The organism is Rhizobium sp. Root1220 (genome assembly GCF_001426265.1).
Classification (GTDB): domain Bacteria; phylum Pseudomonadota; class Alphaproteobacteria; order Rhizobiales; family Rhizobiaceae; genus Rhizobium.
Window position 1 is genome coordinate 102,930 of sequence record NZ_LMDG01000037.1, and the last position, 18,189, is coordinate 121,118.

15 protein-coding genes are annotated in these 18,189 nt (G+C 60.5%); 13 read left to right on the plus strand and 2 right to left on the minus strand.

Annotated elements, in window-relative coordinates; genetic code table 11:
* Window positions 1–11 precede the first annotated feature (11 nt).
* From ASC90_RS26765 to ASC90_RS26805, 9 genes are all read left to right on the plus strand, one after another.
* On the plus strand, window positions 12–227 hold the full coding sequence (locus ASC90_RS26765) for a hypothetical protein (protein ID WP_056547565.1): 216 nt from the start codon (window positions 12–14) through the stop codon (window positions 225–227).
* A gap of 178 nt (window positions 228–405) precedes the next feature.
* Window positions 406–654, plus strand: a complete 249-nt coding sequence (locus ASC90_RS26770; RefSeq protein WP_056547567.1) for a hypothetical protein — start codon at window positions 406–408, stop codon at window positions 652–654.
* 52 nt (window positions 655–706) lie between these two features.
* On the plus strand, window positions 707–1,378 hold the full coding sequence (locus ASC90_RS26775) for a response regulator transcription factor (protein WP_056547569.1): 672 nt from the start codon (window positions 707–709) through the stop codon (window positions 1,376–1,378).
* Window positions 1,368–2,771: a HAMP domain-containing sensor histidine kinase gene (locus tag ASC90_RS26780; protein ID WP_056547572.1), complete on the plus strand. Its 1,404-nt coding sequence runs from the start codon at window positions 1,368–1,370 to the stop codon at window positions 2,769–2,771. Before ASC90_RS26775 ends, ASC90_RS26780 begins: the two co-directional genes overlap by 11 nt.
* A gap of 115 nt (window positions 2,772–2,886) precedes the next feature.
* Entirely contained in the window at window positions 2,887–3,312 is a 426-nt protein-coding gene (locus ASC90_RS26785; RefSeq protein ID WP_056547574.1) for a hypothetical protein, read from the plus strand.
* 86 nt (window positions 3,313–3,398) lie between these two features.
* Window positions 3,399–4,571 carry a c-type cytochrome biogenesis protein CcmI gene (ccmI, locus tag ASC90_RS26790; protein ID WP_200950956.1) on the plus strand — a complete coding sequence of 391 codons (1,173 nt, stop codon included), beginning with the start codon at window positions 3,399–3,401 and terminating at the stop codon, window positions 4,569–4,571.
* Window positions 4,568–5,020, plus strand: a complete 453-nt coding sequence (gene ccmE, locus ASC90_RS26795; protein WP_056547581.1) for a cytochrome c maturation protein CcmE — start codon at window positions 4,568–4,570, stop codon at window positions 5,018–5,020. Before ccmI ends, ccmE begins: the two co-directional genes overlap by 4 nt.
* Window positions 5,017–7,005, plus strand: coding sequence for a heme lyase CcmF/NrfE family subunit (locus tag ASC90_RS26800; RefSeq protein WP_056547584.1), 1,989 nt, complete (start codon window positions 5,017–5,019; stop codon window positions 7,003–7,005). The genes ccmE and ASC90_RS26800 overlap by 4 nt, the downstream gene beginning before the upstream one ends.
* Window positions 7,002–7,457, plus strand: a complete 456-nt coding sequence (locus tag ASC90_RS26805) for a cytochrome c-type biogenesis protein (protein WP_056547587.1) — start codon at window positions 7,002–7,004, stop codon at window positions 7,455–7,457. Before ASC90_RS26800 ends, ASC90_RS26805 begins: the two co-directional genes overlap by 4 nt.
* 15 nt (window positions 7,458–7,472) lie before the next feature.
* On the opposite strand, the gene ASC90_RS26810 is transcribed toward ASC90_RS26805, so the two are convergent.
* Window positions 7,473–8,648, minus strand: coding sequence for an MFS transporter (locus tag ASC90_RS26810; protein WP_056547589.1), 1,176 nt, complete (start codon window positions 8,646–8,648; stop codon window positions 7,473–7,475).
* 230 nt (window positions 8,649–8,878) lie between these two features.
* Here ASC90_RS26810 and ASC90_RS26815 point away from each other — a divergent pair, with 230 nt between their 5' ends.
* The 4 genes from ASC90_RS26815 to ASC90_RS26830 all read left to right on the plus strand — a co-directional run bounded on the left by ASC90_RS26815 (window position 8,879) and on the right by ASC90_RS26830 (window position 15,790).
* The gene (locus tag ASC90_RS26815) at window positions 8,879–10,453 is read left to right on the plus strand and encodes a Do family serine endopeptidase (protein WP_056547592.1); all 1,575 of its coding nucleotides are present in this window, start codon (window positions 8,879–8,881) and stop codon (window positions 10,451–10,453) included.
* Between the two features lie 82 nt (window positions 10,454–10,535).
* Window positions 10,536–11,282, plus strand: a complete 747-nt coding sequence (locus ASC90_RS26820) for a response regulator transcription factor (protein WP_056547594.1) — start codon at window positions 10,536–10,538, stop codon at window positions 11,280–11,282.
* Window positions 11,279–12,679: an ATP-binding protein gene (locus ASC90_RS26825; RefSeq protein ID WP_056547597.1), complete on the plus strand. Its 1,401-nt coding sequence runs from the start codon at window positions 11,279–11,281 to the stop codon at window positions 12,677–12,679. The genes ASC90_RS26820 and ASC90_RS26825 overlap by 4 nt, the downstream gene beginning before the upstream one ends.
* A gap of 147 nt (window positions 12,680–12,826) precedes the next feature.
* On the plus strand, window positions 12,827–15,790 hold the full coding sequence (locus ASC90_RS26830; protein WP_056547599.1) for a bifunctional [glutamine synthetase] adenylyltransferase/[glutamine synthetase]-adenylyl-L-tyrosine phosphorylase: 2,964 nt from the start codon (window positions 12,827–12,829) through the stop codon (window positions 15,788–15,790).
* On the opposite strand, the gene ASC90_RS26835 is transcribed toward ASC90_RS26830, so the two are convergent.
* Window positions 15,787–18,105 (minus strand): PAS domain-containing sensor histidine kinase, encoded by a 2,319-nt coding sequence (locus tag ASC90_RS26835; protein WP_056547601.1) that lies wholly within the window; start codon window positions 18,103–18,105, stop codon window positions 15,787–15,789. The two genes, ASC90_RS26830 and ASC90_RS26835, sit on opposite strands and share 4 nt — an antisense overlap.
* Window positions 18,106–18,189 lie beyond the last annotated feature (84 nt).

Below are 18,189 nucleotides of genomic sequence, written 5' to 3' on the forward strand. Positions count from 1 at the left end.
GGAGAACGAAGATGCTCAGCTTGAAGTACTGGTACAGTTCGAAGACGATCTGGGGCGCACTAATTTCCGTTGCAGCCTCGCTGTTGCATATTCGCGGCATCGACATTGCTGCTTCAGACCAGAACCAAATCGCGGACGCGATCGTCAATATCGTCGGCACGCTCGGCGGCTTGCTCGCTGTCTATGGCCGCCTAACGGCGAAATCGGCCATCAAACCCGCCTCGTAGAAGCGAGCCGAAGTGCGGCATGCGGCGCCCTCCGCAGCCGCACAAAGCCGCGTTTTTACTGCCGAGAGCAAGACTTCAAAACAGTTCTAAACCACGGGCATTACAGTGCATTCATTTGCCATTCAGGTCGCTTGAGTACATAGTTGGACCAACTTGAAATACATTGGAAGCGTAGCACATGGCCTCTCCCTTGAGCGTCGCAGCACTGGCCTTCGGGCTGGTAGCGTCGTCGCCCTCACCGGACAATCCGCGCAATCTTATCGTGCGCGTTGCAGGCGATTGCAGCGAGGCGGCTCAGGAGGTCGTGGAGAAGACGGGTGGGCAACTGCTTTCCGTCCAGCCAATCGGCGACAACTGCATCATCACCGTTCTGGTCCAGGGCAACGGTCAGCGGCCGCGCAAGTTGACCGTCAAGGTTCCGATGTAGGCAGAATCGGCCTATTAGATGCCTAAGAGATCAAGCGGAGCAAAGCGGACCGATGCGCATTCTGGTAGTCGAAGACGACGTCAATCTGAACCGGCAGCTAAGCGACACCCTGAAGGAGGCCGGTTACGTCGTTGATCAGGCTTTCGACGGTGAGGAAGGCCATTTTCTCGGTGATACCGAACCCTACGATGCCATCATCCTCGATATCGGCCTTCCGGAACTGGACGGCGTGACAGTATTGGAGAAGTGGCGCGGCGCCGGTCGCGGCATGCCGGTGTTGATACTGACGGCCCGCGATCGCTGGAGCGACAAGGTTGCAGGCATCGATGCAGGTGCCGACGACTATGTCACCAAGCCTTTCCACGTCGAGGAAGTGCTGGCACGCATTCGTGCGCTGATCCGCCGAGCCGCCGGACATTCCTCGTCCGAGATCATGTGCGGACCGGTTCGCCTCGACACGAAGAGCTCGAAGGCAACCGTCAACGGCGTTGCGCTGAAGCTAACCTCCCACGAATACCGGCTGCTATCCTATCTGATGCATCACATGGGTGAGGTGGTATCTCGCACCGAGCTGGTGGAGCACATGTACGACCAGGATTTCGATCGCGATTCCAATACGATCGAGGTCTTTGTGGGTCGCCTGCGCAAGAAAATGGGCGTTGATTTGATCGAGACGGTGCGCGGGCTGGGTTACCGCATCCAAGCGCCGACAAATGCCAATTAAGTCGCTTACCGCACGCGTCCTGCTGCTGACGACGATCTGGTCGACAGTGGCGCTTGTCGTTATCGGTCTACTGATATCGACGCTCTACCGCAAGAGCGCCGAACGCGGATTTCAGGATCTGCTGCGTGCACAGCTTTACAACGTCGTCAATTCGGTAACGATCGGCGACCAGGGAGCCCTGAACGGTAGCCCGCAGCTTGGCGACCTGCGTTTTGCCCAGCCGAAGACCGGCTGGTACTGGGTGGTGGAACCACTCGGCACCTATACGGCGGCACCGCTTGTGTCACCCTCGCTAGGATCGGCGACAATCCCCGTTCCCTCCGTGCTCGAGGCGCCGTTCGACAAGAACTACGAACGCTATTACCAGGTGACTGACGCCTCGGGAAACCGGATCCAGGTTGCCGAAACAGAGGTCGTTCTGGATACCGATGGTCGAGCCGCGCGTTTTCGCGTCACCGGCAATGTCGACGTCGTCGAGGACGACGTTCGCAATTTTTCCCACAGCCTCTATCTCGCGCTCGCCGGTTTCGGCGTTGGCAGCCTGATCGTCAATGCTTTGGCAATTCTCTACGGCCTCAAGCCGCTCGACAAGGCGCGCGCGGCGCTGGAGCGCATTCGCGCCGGCGAGAGCGAGCAGTTGAAAGGCGAATTCCCGCGCGAAATCCTGCCGCTGGCCAATGAGGTCAACGCGCTCATCGACAGCAACCGTCGTATCGTCGAGCGCGCCCGTATGCAAGTCGGCAACCTTGCACACTCCCTGAAGACACCGATTGCCGTGCTCCTCAATGAGGCGCGTGTCCTGGAGCGCTCTCATGGCGATCTGGTGCGCAGCCAGGCAGAGGCGATGCAGGGGCAAGTTCAAACCTACCTGAACCGTGCCCGGATCGCGGCGCAGCGCGAGTCCGTGCTTGCCCGCACCGATGCCGAGCCCGCCCTGGAACGACTCGTGCGCGTGATGCGGCGCCTGAATGTCGACAAGGAATTCGAGCTTGTCGTCTCGCAACCACATATAGCGGTTGCGATGGAGCAGCAGGACATGGAAGAGGTGGTCGGGAACCTTCTCGAGAATGCTGCGCGCTTTGCGGCGACCAAGGTCCGTCTGTCGGTATCGGAGGCGTCGGGCGAAATCAAAGGTGTGGAAACCAGCGGCCGCCGCCACTGGATCGAGCTCGTCGTTGAGGACGATGGTCCCGGGCTTGAGCCGGATCAGATTCGCGAAGCGCTGAAACGCGGGAAACGGCTGGACGAAAGCAAGCCCGGCACGGGCCTCGGCCTGTCGATCGTCACCGAGATCTCCAACGAATATCAAGGTCGGCTCGAGCTGTCCCGTGGAGAATGGGGAGGGTTGAAGGCTCGCCTTATTCTGCCCGGCATTACAAAGGATGTTGCGTGAGGAACTGCTTGATGTCACAAAGAGATAGGCGCCTGCATAGCATGCTTTGCCTTGATGCCGGCACGGCGCGGTGTTCTCGTGGCGGCGTATTGACACCTGATTCTGGTTCGGCTGAATGATGCTACGTTCGCAAGGCATGATCGTTTCCTCCCTGCTTCTCGTAGCGGCGCTGTCCGGGTGCCAGACGGCGAAAAACGAGGGTTCCGGCGGCCTTTTCTCCCGAAAGCCACCTGCATCCGCTGCTTTCATAGCAGCACTGGACGGCGGCATCGTCGGTCGCAGTGGTGTGACGCTTAGCGACAGCGATCGGCAGCGTGCGCTTGAAGCCGAATATCGCGCACTCGAAGGAGCTGCAGTCGGGCAACCTGTCGTCTGGAGCGGTCGAAACGTCAGCGGAAAAGTGGTCGCGGCAGCCCCCTACCAGGTTGGTTCACAGAATTGCCGCCAGTACACTCATCGTGTGACTGTCGATGGCCGTGAGACGGTCGCCCGCGGGTCGGCCTGCCGCAACGACAATGGTAGCTGGTCGCCGCTCGGCTAGGGCATTCCGGAACGGTCGTGGATGATCTTTGGGATTATTGCGGCCAAACGCCTCAAATAAGCGTCATCACGGCTTTGCTTGTTGGAATGCGGCCCCGCTTCGAGTATTTGGCGCCTATGTTATTCTGGATTTTAGTGGCCACTCTGACGGCCGTTGTTGCCGCCGTTCTGCTTTACCCGCTCTTGCGCGGCGCGAGGGCGAGCGAGGATATGCGTGCGGGCGAGATGGCGGTCTACCGAGACCAGCTCGGCGAACTCGACAAGGACCTCGCCGGAGGACTGATATCGGCGGACGAAGCTGATTATGCTCGTGCCGAAATTGGCCGCCGGCTGATTGCGGTTTCGGGTCCGGAGACCGCGCCGCGCGGCACGGCACCGCGTCACCATCGCTTTTCCGAAGCTTTTATCCTGTTGTTGCTGCCGATGATAGGACTCTGTCTGTACACGGCCATGGGCAGACCCGATCTGCCATCGCAGCCCCTGGAAGCGCGGCTACAGAACCCCGGCAATGACATGGCGATGCTGATCGCCAAGGCCGAGCGGCATCTGGCGCAAAATCCCGAAGATGGCAAAGGATGGGACGTTCTAGGACCGATATATCTTGGCAGCATGAGGGTTACCGAAGCGGAGACCGCTTATCGCAACGCCATCCGTCTGCTTGGGCCGAGCCCGGCGCGTCTTGACGGCCTGGCCGAGACCATGATGGCGGTTTCGAACGGTACGGTGACAGAGGATACCCGCAAGGTGCTCGATCAATCGCTGCAACTGGAACCCGAAAATCCGCGTGCCCGATTCTACATCGCTCTCGGCCTGGAGCAAGCGGGCAAGGCGGACGAGGCGCGTGGGGCCTTCGAAGCCCTCGCCAGGCAGTCGCCCGCCGATGCGCCATGGATGCCTCTCGTCAACCAGCACATAGCCGCGAACGGCGGTGCGCCGGCAAACGATACCGTCGATGCCAAGGCGCCCGGAAATCCGACGCAGGCCGACGTCGCGGCGGCAGACGCAATGAACTCCGACGATAGACAGCAGATGATCCAGGGCATGGTGAAAAGCCTGGATGGCAAGCTGGCCGAGAACCCGAACGATCTCCAAGGCTGGCTGCGGCTCGTTCGTTCCTATGCGGTGTTGGACGATAAGGGGCGTGCGGCCAGCGCCTTGAAACGCGGGCTCGCCGCCTTTCCGGCGGATGGGGAGCAAGGCAAGCAGTTGCTGGCGCTGGCGCGGGAACTTGGCATTGCGACGGAAGGATTGCCCGAATGACTCGCAAGCAGAAACGCCTGGCAGTGATCGGTGGCGGGATGAGCTTCATCATCGTCGCCGTTCTGCTTGTGATGTTCGCGTTTAGCCAGTCGGTTGCATATTTCTACATGCCGGCCGATCTTGCCAACAATCCCGTGCCGCCAGGAACGCGGATCCGGCTCGGCGGGCTCGTCGGCGATGGGAGCGTCGTGCGAGGCAATGGCTCGACGGTGCAGTTTGCGGTGACCGATGCGGCCGGGGGTCTCGTCAGGGTCCGATATACCGGCATTCTCCCGGACCTCTTCCGTGAGGGCCAGGGGGTGGTGACGGAAGGACGCTTCGAGGCTGGCAGCGATGTCTTCACCGCAGACACCGTGCTTGCCAAGCACGATGAGAAATACATGCCCAAGGAAGTTGCCGACAGGCTGAAGGCGCAGGGTTTGTGGAAAGAAGGGGAGGCGGCACAATGATCATCGAGCTCGGCCACTATGCTCTCATTCTCGCGCTTGCGACGGCGATCATCGTGTCCTTTGTGCCTCTCATCGGCGCGCGACGCCGTGATCAGGCCATGATGGATGTTGCGCCGGTGGGCTCACTGCTCATGTTCGCGCTTGTCGCCGTCTCGTTCGGCGTCCTTACCTACGCCCATGTCGTCTCGGACTTTTCGGTTAAGAATGTCTGGGAGAATTCGCACTCGCTGGTACCGTTGCTCTACAAATACTCTGGTGTCTGGGGCAACCACGAGGGCTCGATGCTGCTGTGGCTGCTGATCCTGACGCTGTTCAGTGCCTTGGTTGCAGCTTTTGGCCGCAATTTGCCGGATGCGCTGAAAGCCAACGTCCTTTCGGTGCAGGCCTGTATTTCAATTGCCTTCACGCTGTTTATCCTCCTGACTTCCAATCCGTTTACACGCCTCGACCCGGCGCCGGCGGAAGGCAAGGATCTCAATCCGGTTCTGCAGGATATCGGTCTCGCCATCCATCCGCCGCTGCTCTACCTCGGCTACGTTGGGTTCTCCATCTGCTTTTCATTCGCGGTCGCCGCTCTGATCGAGGGGCGCATTGATGCCGCCTGGGCGCGCTGGGTACGCCCATGGGCTCTTGCTGCGTGGACGTTCCTGACGCTGGGCATCGCGATGGGTTCCTATTGGGCCTATTACGAACTCGGATGGGGCGGTTGGTGGTTCTGGGATCCAGTCGAAAACGCTTCATTCATGCCTTGGCTTGCGGGAACCGCGCTGCTGCACTCTGCGTTGGTCATGGAAAAGCGCGAGGCGCTGAAGATCTGGACGGTGCTGCTCGCGATCCTGACATTCTCCCTGTCATTGATGGGGACATTCCTCGTGCGTTCCGGGGTCCTGACCTCCGTTCACGCGTTCGCCAGCGATCCGTCGCGCGGCGTTTTCATCCTCTGCATTCTGCTGATTTTCATCGGGGGTGCTCTGTCTCTGTTTGCATTCCGTGCTCCGCGGTTGACCGCCGGGGGCTTGTTCGCGCCGATTTCGCGCGAGGGCGCGCTCGTGCTCAACAATCTGATCCTGACCGTCGCCTGCGGTACGGTGCTGACCGGTACGCTCTACCCTCTGTTGCTGGAGACCCTGACCGGCGACAAGATCTCTGTCGGGCCGCCGTTCTTCAACATGACCTTTGGGCTACTGATGGCACCATTGCTCGCAATTGTTCCCTTCGGACCGCTGCTTGCCTGGAAGCGCGGCGATCTGCTCGCCGTTTTGCAGCGGCTCTATCTCGTCGCCGGCCTTTCGTTTGTGGCGGCGATCGTGTTCTTCTACGTTGAGCATGGCGGTCCGGTGCTGGCTGTATTCGGCCTTGCCGGCGGACTTTTCCTCGTGCTCGGCGCAATCGCCGACCTCTGGTATCGCGCGGGCGTGGGCAAAGTTGCCGTCAACGTCGCGTGGCGGCGCCTGGTGGGCCTCCCGCGCTCGGCCTTCGGCACGGCCTTGGCACATGCGGGCCTTGGGGTCGCTGTGCTCGGTATCGTTGCGGTCACCACCTTCGAAACCGAACACGTCAGTGAAATGAAGCTGGGACAGACCACCGAGGCTGGCGGCTATACTTTGCGTTTCGACGGCACCCAGCCGGCGACGGGGCCTAACTACAGCGAGGAGCGCGCGCATTTCAGCATTGGCAGGGGCGGCGTCGAAGTTGCCGAGGTCTGGTCCTCCAAGCGGATCTACACGGCGCGCCAGATGCCGACGACCGAAGCCGGCATCCTGACTTTCGGCCTGAGCCAACTCTACGTCTCGCTCGGCGACCCGACCAACGACGGCGGCATCGTCGTGCGGATATGGTGGAAGCCGTTCATCCTGTGCATATGGGGCGGAGCGGTCATGATGGCGCTCGGTGGTTTCGTTTCCCTCAGCGATCGCCGCCTGCGCGTCGGGGCACCGCGCCGGAAAGCCAAGCTCGCGCTTCCGACCATGGAGCCGGCGGAATGATGGCACGCCTCCTCATCGTCATTGCGGTCCTCCTTGCCGCTGCGCCGAGCTTTGCGGTCAATCCGGACGAGGTCCTCGCGGACCCGAAGCTGGAGGCGCGTGCTCGGGCGATTTCGGCGGAACTGCGGTGCATGGTTTGCCAGAACCAATCCATCGACGATTCCAACGCGGATCTTGCCAAGGATCTGCGTCTGCTTGTGCGGGAGCGAATCACCGATGGCGATAGCGACGAGCAGGTGGTGGGCTACATTGTTTCGCGCTACGGCGAGTTCGTTCTCCTGAAACCGCGCCTGGAATCCAAGACGCTCCTCCTATGGGGGGCGCCGTTGTTGCTGGTCGTTGCCGGTGGTATTTCGCTAGCCGTCTTCGCACGCCGTCGAGCCGGACGCCCGACGGGCTCCAAGCTGACAGCAGACGAGCAGGCCCGGTTGCGCGATATCCTCGAGAAGTGATGGCGCCGCTGCGTCTTATTCACTGAGGCGCCGCTGCCGGGAAAAGACGACCATCAGAACGGTGGTCAGCGCCAACACCACGCTGCCGGCCATGACCGGGCCGGCGGACAGGGAGTAGGTATCCATGACGGCGCCGACTGCTGTTGACCCGGCTGCGCTTCCTGCCGCGTAGGCGAGCGCAAATGCTGCGCTTCCGGCCACCAGCATGTCGCCAGTATAGCGTTCGCCAAGGATCGTCAGTGCGCAGGTGTAGAGCGAAAAGCTTGCTGCCCCCAGGACGCCGAACGCGACGAGAATGGCCGCTTGAGATTCAAGGAACGGGATTGCGATGAAGCTCAGTCCTGCAAGAAGGCCCGAGCAGATCGACACGCCAGACCGCGACGTATGGTCAAGGAACCATCCGACGATCGGCTGAGCCAAAGCCGTCGGCAGCGCAAGGATCGTCACGCTGATCGCCGCAAACGCCTGGGAGTAGCCGAGTCGGATGAAATAGACCGGCATGGCCGAGACAGCGGCGATATCCGCAAACGCAAACGCGACCACCATGCAGGTAAGGACCGGTGCGCTCTTGATGAACTTGAACAGCGCGCCTGACACAGCCTGCTGCGGCAGTGTTCGTGCTCTTCGACTGAGAATCACGGTCAAAAGCGCGACGCAGGCGACGTAGATCGCCAGGAAAGCAAAGGCAAAGCCTTCCTCTGTCCCGAAGATCGGGATCGCGAGCGGGCCAGCGGCAAAGCCACTGCATATGCCTGCACCGTAGAGACCGGAGACCCGACCGCGGAGCCGATCCGGGCAAGCGGTATTGAGCCATGCTTCGCTTAGCATGAAGATTACGCTGACAAAGATGCCCAAGAAAAAGCGGGCGACGCACCAAACCCAGAAAATGTCGAATGTGGCGAACGTGGCGAGGCTCAGCGCGCAGCCGATCAAGCCAGCGACGATCAGCCGGTCACCGCGGACCCTGCGTGAGAGCCAGCCAATGGCGAACGTCGCGGCGGCCAAACCTGCGGCAAAGCATCCGGCATTGAACCCGATGAGGCTCGCAGTAACGTCTCGATGCTCGAGTACCAGAGAAATCAACGGGTAGGTTAGTCCCTGGGCAACCGCGAAAGCCGTTACACCGAGGATAACAGCGGCGAGTGCGGCCGTGTCGGGCGCAAAATCCTCCGCCGTGTTTGCATGGCTCATGGTTCTCCCCAATCAGGTAGCGAACCCAACGCTTACCTATTTCAGGTGGTATAGTCGAGGGCGGAGCGGTCCGCCTGCGTTCCCTTGTGGATACTACCGGCTGTATTACGCACATTACGAATTTTTCATCGTGCGGACAGTTCGCAGTAAGGTGCGCCGTCCTATATCTCCGTTCATCCACCGATCCGGTGACTGATGATCCTGTAGATGTGAAGAGAGGAACACCCCACATGTTTAAGAATATCAAAACGCCGTCGCTGAGTACCGCGCTGAAGGCTTCGACTGTCGCAGGCCTCGCCGCTGCGGTGCTCGCGACAGGTATTCCCCTCGAGATCACCCGTTCCTATGCTGACGCCGTCAAGGTTCAGGCTCCCTCGGTTCCGAGCTTCGCCAATGTCGTAGACGCAGTATCGCCGGCGGTCGTGTCGGTGCGCGTTGAAAACCGCATCAAGCCGGTTTCCAACGACGACTCCGGCAACGGCTTCTCGTTCGACTTCAACGGTCGCGGCTTCGATGACCTGCCGGATGCTCTCAAGCCATTCTTCCGTCAGTTCGGCGAGCAGGGGCCGAACGGCCAGCAGGGTCGCCGCGGCCCGCAGGGCAACCATGGTCCGCAGGATGGCAAGGGCCGTTTGCGCCCGGTCGCCCAGGGCTCCGGATTCTTCATCTCCGATGACGGCTACATTGTCACCAACAACCACGTCGTTTCCGATGGAGCGGCATTCGTTGCAGTCATGAACGACGGCACAGAACTCGATGCCAAGCTGATCGGCAAGGATCCGCGCACGGACCTCGCTGTTCTCAAGGTTGACGGCAAGGGCCGCAAGTTCACCTACGTCAACTGGGCGGACGACAACAACGTGCGCGTTGGTGACTGGGTTGTTGCGGTCGGCAATCCCTTCGGTCTCGGCGGTACTGTGACTGCCGGCATTGTCTCGGCTCGTGGCCGCGACATCGGCTCCGGTCCTTATGACGACTATCTGCAGGTCGATGCTGCGGTGAACCGCGGCAACTCCGGTGGTCCGACGTTCAACCTCAACGGCGAAGTCGTTGGCATCAACACCGCGATCTTCTCGCCGTCCGGCGGTAGCGTCGGTATCGCCTTCGCTATCCCTGCCTCGACCGCGAAGGATGTGGTTGCCGACCTGATGAAGGACGGACAGGTGTCTCGCGGCTACCTCGGCGTCCAGATCCAGCCGGTCACCAAGGACATCGCGGACTCGCTTGGTCTTTCCGAGGCAAGCGGGGCATTGGTCGTCTCCGCACAAGCCGGCACCCCGGGTGAAAAGGCTGGCATGAAAGCCGGCGATGTCGTCACCGCCGTCAACGGCGAAACCGTAAAGGACGCCCGCGACCTGAGCCGCCGTATCGGCGCGATGACCCCCGGCAAGAAAGTCGAGCTGTCGATCTGGCGTTCGGGCAAGGCTCAGCCTCTGACTGTCGAGCTAGGAACGCTGCCGGCAGAGCAGAAGGATGCCTTGGCTGATGATGGCGACCAGGCACCGGATGCACAGGCTCCGGCTACCGACAAGGCGCTGGCAGATCTCGGTCTGACGGTCAGCCCTTCCGACGATGGCAAGGGTATCCAGATCACCGGCATCGACCCGGATTCGGACGCAGCCGACAAGGGCATAAAGGAAGGCGAAAAGATCACCTCGGTAAACAACCAGGAAGTCTCCAGCTCGGAAGAAGTCGTCAAGGTCATCAATCAGGCCAAGAAAGATGGCCGCACCCGTGCGCTCTTCCAGATCCAATCGAAGGACGGCAGCCGTTTCGTTGCGCTTCCGATCAACGGCCAGGGCTAATTCCCAGTTCAGCCGCACAAGAAAAAGGGAGCCGCGCCGCATGGCGCGGCTCCTTATCGCCAATGTATCGTGAGTGATCGCAATGACCTCTGTGCAGCAGGAAGCAGCTTTGAGCCTTGCCGAAACGCATCCGGCGGGTAATGTCGGCCACATGAAGATTCTCGTTATCGAAGACGATCTGGAAGCGGCGGTTTACCTGACGAAGGCTTTTCGTGAGGCCGGTATCATTGCGGATCACGCCAGCGATGGCGAAAGCGGGCTCTTCATGGGCTCGGAAAACACTTACGACGTCATCATCATCGACCGTATGCTGCCGCGTCGCGACGGCCTCTCCGTCATCAGCGAACTGCGACGCAAGGGCATTCATACACCCGTTCTCATTCTTTCCGCGCTCGGCCAGGTAGACGACCGTGTTACCGGCCTCAGGGCCGGCGGCGACGACTATTTGCCGAAGCCCTACGCCTTCAGCGAGCTTCTGGCGCGCGTGGAAGTTCTCGGACGTCGCAAGGGTACGCCGGACCAGGACGTCGTCTATCGCGTCGGCGATCTCGAACTTGACCGGCTTGCCCACGAGGTTCGCCGGGGCGGGAAGGAAATTGCGCTGCAACCGCGCGAGTTCCGCCTTCTGGAATATTTGATGAAGAATGCGGGACAGGTGGTGACCCGGACGATGTTGCTTGAGAATGTCTGGGATTATCATTTCGACCCGCAGACCAACGTCATCGACGTCCATGTCTCGCGGCTGCGGTCCAAGATCGAAACGGACGTCAGCCAACCGCTGCTCAAAACGATCCGTGGCGCCGGCTACATGATCAAGGACGAGGGATGAACCGTTTCTGGTTTCTCTTCAAGTCTACTGCAGTCCGCCTTTCGGCACTTTACATTTTGCTCTTTGCCATCTGCGCGGCAACGCTTGTCTTCTATGTGACGGCAATGTCCGAACGACTGTTGACCAGCCAGATACGCGAGGCTGTACAACAGGAGGTGGATCAGGTTCAGCGCGCCTATGACACAGGAGGCATGAATCTCCTGTTGCGCACCATGGAGCGCCGTGCACGCCAGCCGGGTGCCAATCTCTATATTGTCGCGGGGCCGTCAGGCGATATCCTGGCCGGTAATGTCGCCTCCGTGCAGCCGGGTGTTCTGGACGAGGAGGGGTGGACATCCGAGCCGTTCACGTACCAGCGCTATGCCGAAAGCGGCGCCAGCCGACGGCATATGGCCGTCGCCAATGTTTTCGTTCTGGACAACGGCCTTCGCTTATTGATCGGTCGCGACCTGGGCGAGCCCGAGGCATTTCGTGTGCTCGTCCGGCAAGCGCTGATGATCGCGCTCGCGATCATGGGGCTGGGCGCCATCGTCATCTGGTTCGGCATCGGTCGAAATGCGCTGAAACGGATCGACCGGATGTCGGATGCGAGCAAGAAGATCATGGCCGGCGATCTTTCCCAGCGCCTTCCGGTGGGCGGATCCGGGGATGAGTTCGATCGCCTCTCCGTCTCGCTCAACACCATGCTCGGCCGCATAGAAAAGCTGAATGAAGGCCTTAGACAGGTTTCGGACAATATCGCGCATGATCTGAAGACGCCGCTGACCCGGCTGCGCAACAAGGCCGCTGACGCGCTGGACACCGCTGATCCTGAAGTGCGCAAAGGAGCGCTGGAGGGGATCATCTCCGAATCCGACCAGCTGATCCGCACCTTCAACGCGCTGCTTATGATTTCTCGCGTGGAAGCTGGCTCCGTCGCCGCTGAAATGTCGGCGATCGACTTGTCCGCGATCGTCGCCGACAGCGCGGAACTCTACGAGCCCGTGGCGGAGGAGGCGGGACTTCCTCTGACCTCGTCAATCGAGCCCGGCATCTTCGTGCAAGGCAATCGCGAACTGATCGGGCAGGCGATTTTCAATCTCATCGACAATGCGATCAAGTATTCGTCGGACATGGACGGGGGCGAGATTTCGCTGAAGCTCCTGCGCCGCGCCGACGGCATCTGCCTTTCGGTTGCCGATCGCGGTCCCGGCGTCCCGATCGAGCGGCGTGAGGACGTGCTGAAGCGGTTCGTGCGGCTTGACGAAAGTCGCTCAAAGCCGGGAACCGGTCTTGGTCTTTCGCTGGTCGAAGCCGTCATGGAACTGCACGGGGGCAGACTGAGCCTCTCTGACAGCGAACAGGGCAGTGCGAAAAACCGTGGTCTGACGGTGAGCATGATCTTTCCAGCGAAATAGCGGCTCGCTCGCGCAGACAGCGCTCGCACGTGTTTGATCGAATTGGATATTGGCCAATGCGAGCACAAACCCTACCTTAGACGGCAGTTGCCGGAAGTTGCTGATTCTCTCCCCGGCTTTTTCGTTGTTGCTTGCCAGGGAGGCTGCATGCGGACGAACGTCGACGCCGGGCATAGCCTTGGCTCTGTGGCCGAGGGAATGCTCAAGCCGCTGAGCAAGGCAGAGTTGAAGTTGACGCAGGCCGATCTTCAGAAGGCCGGCAAGGCGGAACCGGCCGTTGCCGAGATGCTGAAAACGGAGGGAGCGCTTCGGGATTTCATCACCGCCGCCCTTACGTTGTCGCCGTACCTGCGGGACATTGCGAACATTGACACTGCCGTTCTTGCGGCCGCGATTTCGGAGCCGCTCGAACCTCAGATCGAAGCGCTGATCGCAGAGGCACACGATTGCTGGCGGCCGACAGCCGATGGCAGGACGCCGAGCGAGAACGAGGTGATGAGCCAACTGCGTACCATCAAGCGGAAGGTCGCATTTCTCGTGGCGCTCGCAGACCTCGGTCGCATCTTCGACGGCCGCATGACCACGGCTTGGCTGAGCCGGCTCGCCGAAGCCTCTGTTGGCGCTGCGATCAACCACCTTTTGTCTGCTGCTCATGAGGGCGGAAAGGTAAGGTTGAAGGACATCGCGGAGCCGAGCGCCGGCTCCGGTCTGATAGTCCTAGGCATGGGCAAACTCGGTGCGTCCGAGCTCAATTACTCTTCCGACATCGATCTTGTGGTGTTCTTCGACCAGGAGGCGGGGATCGTGCCTGACCCGGACGATGCGATAGAGATTTTCCCGAGGATGATGCGTCGCCTTGTTCGAATCATGCAGGAGCGAACGGCCGACGGGTATGTATTCCGCACCGATCTGCGGCTGCGGCCGGATCCCGGATCCACCCCGCTTGCCATTCCCGTCGACGCGGCAATGATCTACTACGAGGGAAGGGGGCAGAACTGGGAGCGGGCAGCATTCATCAAGGCGCGGGCTGTCGCTGGTGACCTGGAAGCGGGTGAGTCTTTTTTGCGCGGGCTGGCGCCCTTCGTGTTTCGGAAGTACCTCGACTATGCGGCGATTGCCGATATTCACTCCATCAAGCGGCAGATTCACGCCCACAAGGGATACGGTGCAATTGCCGTCAAGGGCCACAACGTCAAGCTCGGGCGTGGCGGCATCCGTGAGATTGAATTCTTCGTCCAAACGCAGCAGCTGATAGCCGGCGGGCGCATGCCCTCCTTGCGGTGCCGCGGAACGGAGGAAACGCTGGCCGAACTGACTAGGGCCAACTGGATCGATGAAGACACGCGCGAAGAACTCACGGAAGCCTACTGGTTTCTTCGCGACGTCGAGCACCGCATTCAAATGGTTCGCGACGAACAGACCCATCTTCTACCCGAGACAGAGGCGGATCTGAAGCGAATCGCCTTCATGATGGGTTTCAGTGATACGCCGACTTTCGCAGAAAGACTGGTTGAGGTTTTCAGATCGGTCGAGCGGCGCTACGCGCGTTTGTTCGAGCAGGAGACCAAGCTTTCGACCGGAACCGGCAATCTCGTTTTTACAGGGCAAGGAGACGATCCCGATACGCTCAACACGCTCCGAAATTTGGGTTTTGAACGACCCTCGGATATTTCGCGTGTCATTCGGACCTGGCACTACGGGCGCTACAGGGCGACGCAGTCGGTCGAGGCCCGGGAGCGCCTGACGGAGTTGACACCGGAGCTGTTGCGGGTGTTCGGCGAGAGCAAGCGCGCCGACGAGGCCATCCTGCGCTTCGACAGTTTTCTTTCCGGCCTGCCGGCTGGCATCCAGCTTTTCTCCCTCCTGGGCAGCAATCCGGCGCTGCTCTCGCTTATCGTCAACATCATGTCGTCTGCGCCCAAGCTCGCGGAGGTGATTGCCGCAAGGCCGCATGTGTTCGACGGGATGCTCGATCCGGGTCTTATGGCCCAGCTGCCAACACGCGAGTACCTTGCCGAACGACTGACGGGTTCGCTTACGCAGGCGAGATACTATGAAGAACTGCTCGATCGCCTTCGGATTTTTGCCGCGGAGCAACGCTTCCTGATCGGCATTCGACTGCTGACCGGCACGATCAACGGCGCAATGGCAGCACGCGCCTTTACCCACCTTGCCGACCTCATCGTCGAGGCGGCGCTCAATGCGGTTATCCAGGAGATACGCGCCGCGCATGGCGATCTCCCTGGCGGCCGAATAGCCGTCGCAGGCATGGGCAAGTTAGGTAGCTTCGAGCTGACAGCAGGGTCCGATATCGATCTCATCATTCTCTATGACTACGACGATGCTGTTTCGGAATCAGATGGAGCGAAGCCGCTCGATGCGACGCGCTACTTTACCCGCATCACGCAGCGGCTGATTGCAGCTCTCTCCGCGCCGACAGCAGAAGGAGTGCTGTACGAGGTGGACATGCGCCTGCGCCCGTCGGGCAACAAGGGCCCCGTAGCCACCCGCATCAGCTCGTTCGAGAAGTATCAACGCGAGGATGCCTGGACCTGGGAACATATGGCGCTCAGCCGCGCCCGGTTGATATGCGGGGACCAAGACCTGATCGAAAAGACCGAGCGGGTTATCGGTCAGGCCCTGTCGGAAAAGCGCGAGGTCAGCAAGATCGCGCACGACGTGGCCGAAATGCGTGAGCTGATCGACAACGAGAAGCCGCCGGCGAGTCTCTGGGATTTGAAGCTGATCCCCGGCGGCCTCGTCGATATCGAATTCATCGCGCAATACTTGGCGCTGATCGCGCCGGCAAAGGGCATAGACGCCTCGGTCAACGCGTTGAATACCGGCGATGCGCTAAGGCTCCTGGGTGACAAGTTGATGGTCGCCGCCGATCTCGATCTCTGCATCGAAGCGCTCTCTCAGTATACCGAGCTTTCGCAACTGATCCGCCTCTGCATCGACGGCGTGTTCGATCCGAAGGAGGCCCCGGCGGGCCTGATCGATCTCGTCTGCCGAGCCGGCGATTGCCCTGACATCAAGACCCTCGACAGCGAGATCAAGCGTCTCTCGAAGGCTGTACGCAAGGTATTCCAGGCGACGGTGAAGCCCTAGAGGGACGCGCTCGGGATGCGTAGCGATATGATGGTGCCAACTGCCTCGCGCGATCGGATTTTCATGTTTCCACCGTGAAGGGTGGTCAACGAACGCGAGATCGCAAGACCAAGGCCGGAGCCTCCCTTGCTTTTTGCATACTGACTTTGCACCTGCTCGAACGGCTGGCCGATCTTGCGGAGCGCCGCACGAGAAATGCCGATGCCGGTGTCTGCAATAGTCAGTATAACCGCACCTTCGGTATGGCGAGTGCGCACGGCGATACGACCGCCCTCATCGGTGAATTTCACGGCATTGGACAAGAGGTTCAGCAGGATCTGCTTCATGGCGCGGCGATCCGCTGAGAGCTTCATGCCCTCGCAGATGCGCTGTTCGATGACAATGTTCTTTTGCGCGGCGGGAATGGCTGTGAAACGCAAGCTTTCTTCGATCAGCGGCGCAAGATCGACCGTCTCGCATTCGAGCCTCATGTGGCCTGCTTCGATCTTTGACATATCGAGAATGTCGTTGATGACGTTCAGCAGGTGCTTGCCGCTGTCGTGGATGTCGCGTGAATATTCGTCGTATTTGGCCGATCCCAGAGGACCGAACATCTGGTCCTGCAGGATTTCCGAGAAGCCGAGGATAGCGTTGAGTGGCGTCCGCAATTCATGCGACATGTTGGCGAGAAATTCCGACTTCGCCTTGTTGGCCGCCTCGGCCCGTTCCTTTTCCGCTAGGTAATTGGAATTCGCGATCGAAAGTGCTGACTTCTGGCTTTCCAGCGTCTGCCGAGAAGCCGAGAGATCGCCGATCGTCGCCATCAGACGGCGTTCGGAATCACGCAGCCGCTCCTGGTTCCGCTTGAGCAGAGTGATGTCGGTCCCCACCGAAACCATGCCACCATCGCGGGTGCGGCGTTCGTTGATCTGCAGCCAGCGTTCATCGGCGAGTTGAACTTCAGTCGTGCGTGAGTAGCCGGAGCCGTCGGCATCCGCGATACGACGTTCGATGACGGGGCGGGCAGCTGCGGCAGTGACCATGGCGCGCTCGGTGCCTGGAACGAGAACGCTGTCGGGAAGGCGGTAGGCTTGCTGAAAATGGGCGTTGCACATGACAAGCCGATCATTCTTGTCCCAGAGTACGAAGGCCTCCGACGTGCACTCGATGGCATCTGCCAGTCGCTGGTCGGCTTCGGCGTAGCGCTGGGCGAGGCGGTGCTGTTCGGTCACGTCCATTGCGATGCCGATCAGGTGAACACGCCCGGAGTTGGTGCGAATGACCTGCGCTCGGGCGCGCATCCAGACGTAGTGGCCGCTGGCATGGCGCATGCGAAAAATCTGGTCAACCTGACCGGCATCTCCCCGCGCAACCGACCGCGCGATCTCGTAGATGCCGCCGTCATCCGGATGCATCAGCCGCGCTGCATCGCCGAAGCACATGGTGCGGTCAGAAGCAGGAAGCCCGAGCATGTCGTACATGGAACGGGACCAGAAGAACTCGCGGCTGTCGAAGTCGAAATCCCACAGCCCGCAGCGTCCGCGCGAAAGCGCGGTTTCGACGCGCAGATTGGACTCGAGGAAGATATCGTCCGCGTCGCGAGCGCGCCGGACCTGCATATAATAGGCGTAGAGGATAACGAGCAAAATCGAGGAAATGCCGGCAAACAAAGTGACGTTCAGCGTCACCTCTTCCCGCCAAAGTTCGCCGATCCGCTCGAGCGAGGTTGCAGCAACGATGTAGCCGCCAGAACCGCCTATGAGTGTGATCTCGGCATAGTGCGGACGACCGCTGATGGTCGTTTCGATGACGCCGGCACGATCACCGAAGCGACGGATTGTGGAAATTTCCGAAAAGAATTCACCGACGCCCGCGCCAATGTAGGACGATCCTGCGGCGGTAGCCGCAAAAACCTTGCCGCTTGGCTGAACGAGCAGAACGAATGCATCATCGTCCAGGCGATCCTGCGGCAGAAAACGTGCGAGCCGTGCTTGCGCCTGAATGTCGTCGCCGGTCTCGAATACCTGGTCGGCGTCAGCAAAGGCTGCAGCGGCGGTTGCAGCGGCAAGAGCGGTCGAATGCCTGGCGGCAGCCTCTGTCCGTCCGTATTCGGCTACCATCCCAAAAATACGCGATGTCGCCACAACCATAAGGAAAGCGATGATCAATATCGGGATGATCCGCTTGAGGATGCCTTCAACATGGGAAAGTCGGCGGGCGGGCGATGGAACAACGCCACCTGCCTTGTCTGAGAAGGTATCACGCCAGGCCCGGAGGCCGTCGAAGTCGACACGCAGCCGTCCGCCGGCCACGGTTGCCCGCCGCACGTTCATCATCTCTTTAGCCTTGACCCCTCGTGTGATTCGCTGCGCCGCTCGCCCGAACCTAACCCAATGAATCACCGGTGATTCGCCTTGTCC

Excerpts from the sequence above, each read along its gene's own strand:
- ASC90_RS26780 (WP_056547572.1), top strand. The coding sequence starts at position 1,368 with ATGCCAATTAAGTCGCTTACCGCACGCGTCCTGCTGCTGACGACGATC.
- ASC90_RS26765 (WP_056547565.1), top strand. The coding sequence starts at position 12 with ATGCTCAGCTTGAAGTACTGGTACAGTTCGAAGACGATCTGGGGCGCA.
- ASC90_RS26830 (WP_056547599.1), top strand. The coding sequence starts at position 12,827 with ATGCGGACGAACGTCGACGCCGGGCATAGCCTTGGCTCTGTGGCCGAG.
- ASC90_RS26770 (WP_056547567.1), top strand. The coding sequence starts at position 406 with ATGGCCTCTCCCTTGAGCGTCGCAGCACTGGCCTTCGGGCTGGTAGCG.
- ASC90_RS26835 (WP_056547601.1), bottom strand. The coding sequence starts at position 18,105 with ATGATGAACGTGCGGCGGGCAACCGTGGCCGGCGGACGGCTGCGTGTC.
- ASC90_RS26800 (WP_056547584.1), top strand. The coding sequence starts at position 5,017 with ATGATCATCGAGCTCGGCCACTATGCTCTCATTCTCGCGCTTGCGACG.
- ASC90_RS26775 (WP_056547569.1), top strand. The coding sequence starts at position 707 with ATGCGCATTCTGGTAGTCGAAGACGACGTCAATCTGAACCGGCAGCTA.
- ASC90_RS26825 (WP_056547597.1), top strand. The coding sequence starts at position 11,279 with ATGAACCGTTTCTGGTTTCTCTTCAAGTCTACTGCAGTCCGCCTTTCG.
- ccmE (WP_056547581.1), top strand. The coding sequence starts at position 4,568 with ATGACTCGCAAGCAGAAACGCCTGGCAGTGATCGGTGGCGGGATGAGC.
- ASC90_RS26805 (WP_056547587.1), top strand. The coding sequence starts at position 7,002 with ATGATGGCACGCCTCCTCATCGTCATTGCGGTCCTCCTTGCCGCTGCG.
- ASC90_RS26820 (WP_056547594.1), top strand. The coding sequence starts at position 10,536 with ATGACCTCTGTGCAGCAGGAAGCAGCTTTGAGCCTTGCCGAAACGCAT.
- ASC90_RS26785 (WP_056547574.1), top strand. The coding sequence starts at position 2,887 with ATGATGCTACGTTCGCAAGGCATGATCGTTTCCTCCCTGCTTCTCGTA.
- ASC90_RS26810 (WP_056547589.1), bottom strand. The coding sequence starts at position 8,648 with ATGAGCCATGCAAACACGGCGGAGGATTTTGCGCCCGACACGGCCGCA.
- ccmI (WP_200950956.1), top strand. The coding sequence starts at position 3,399 with ATGCGGCCCCGCTTCGAGTATTTGGCGCCTATGTTATTCTGGATTTTA.
- ASC90_RS26815 (WP_056547592.1), top strand. The coding sequence starts at position 8,879 with ATGTTTAAGAATATCAAAACGCCGTCGCTGAGTACCGCGCTGAAGGCT.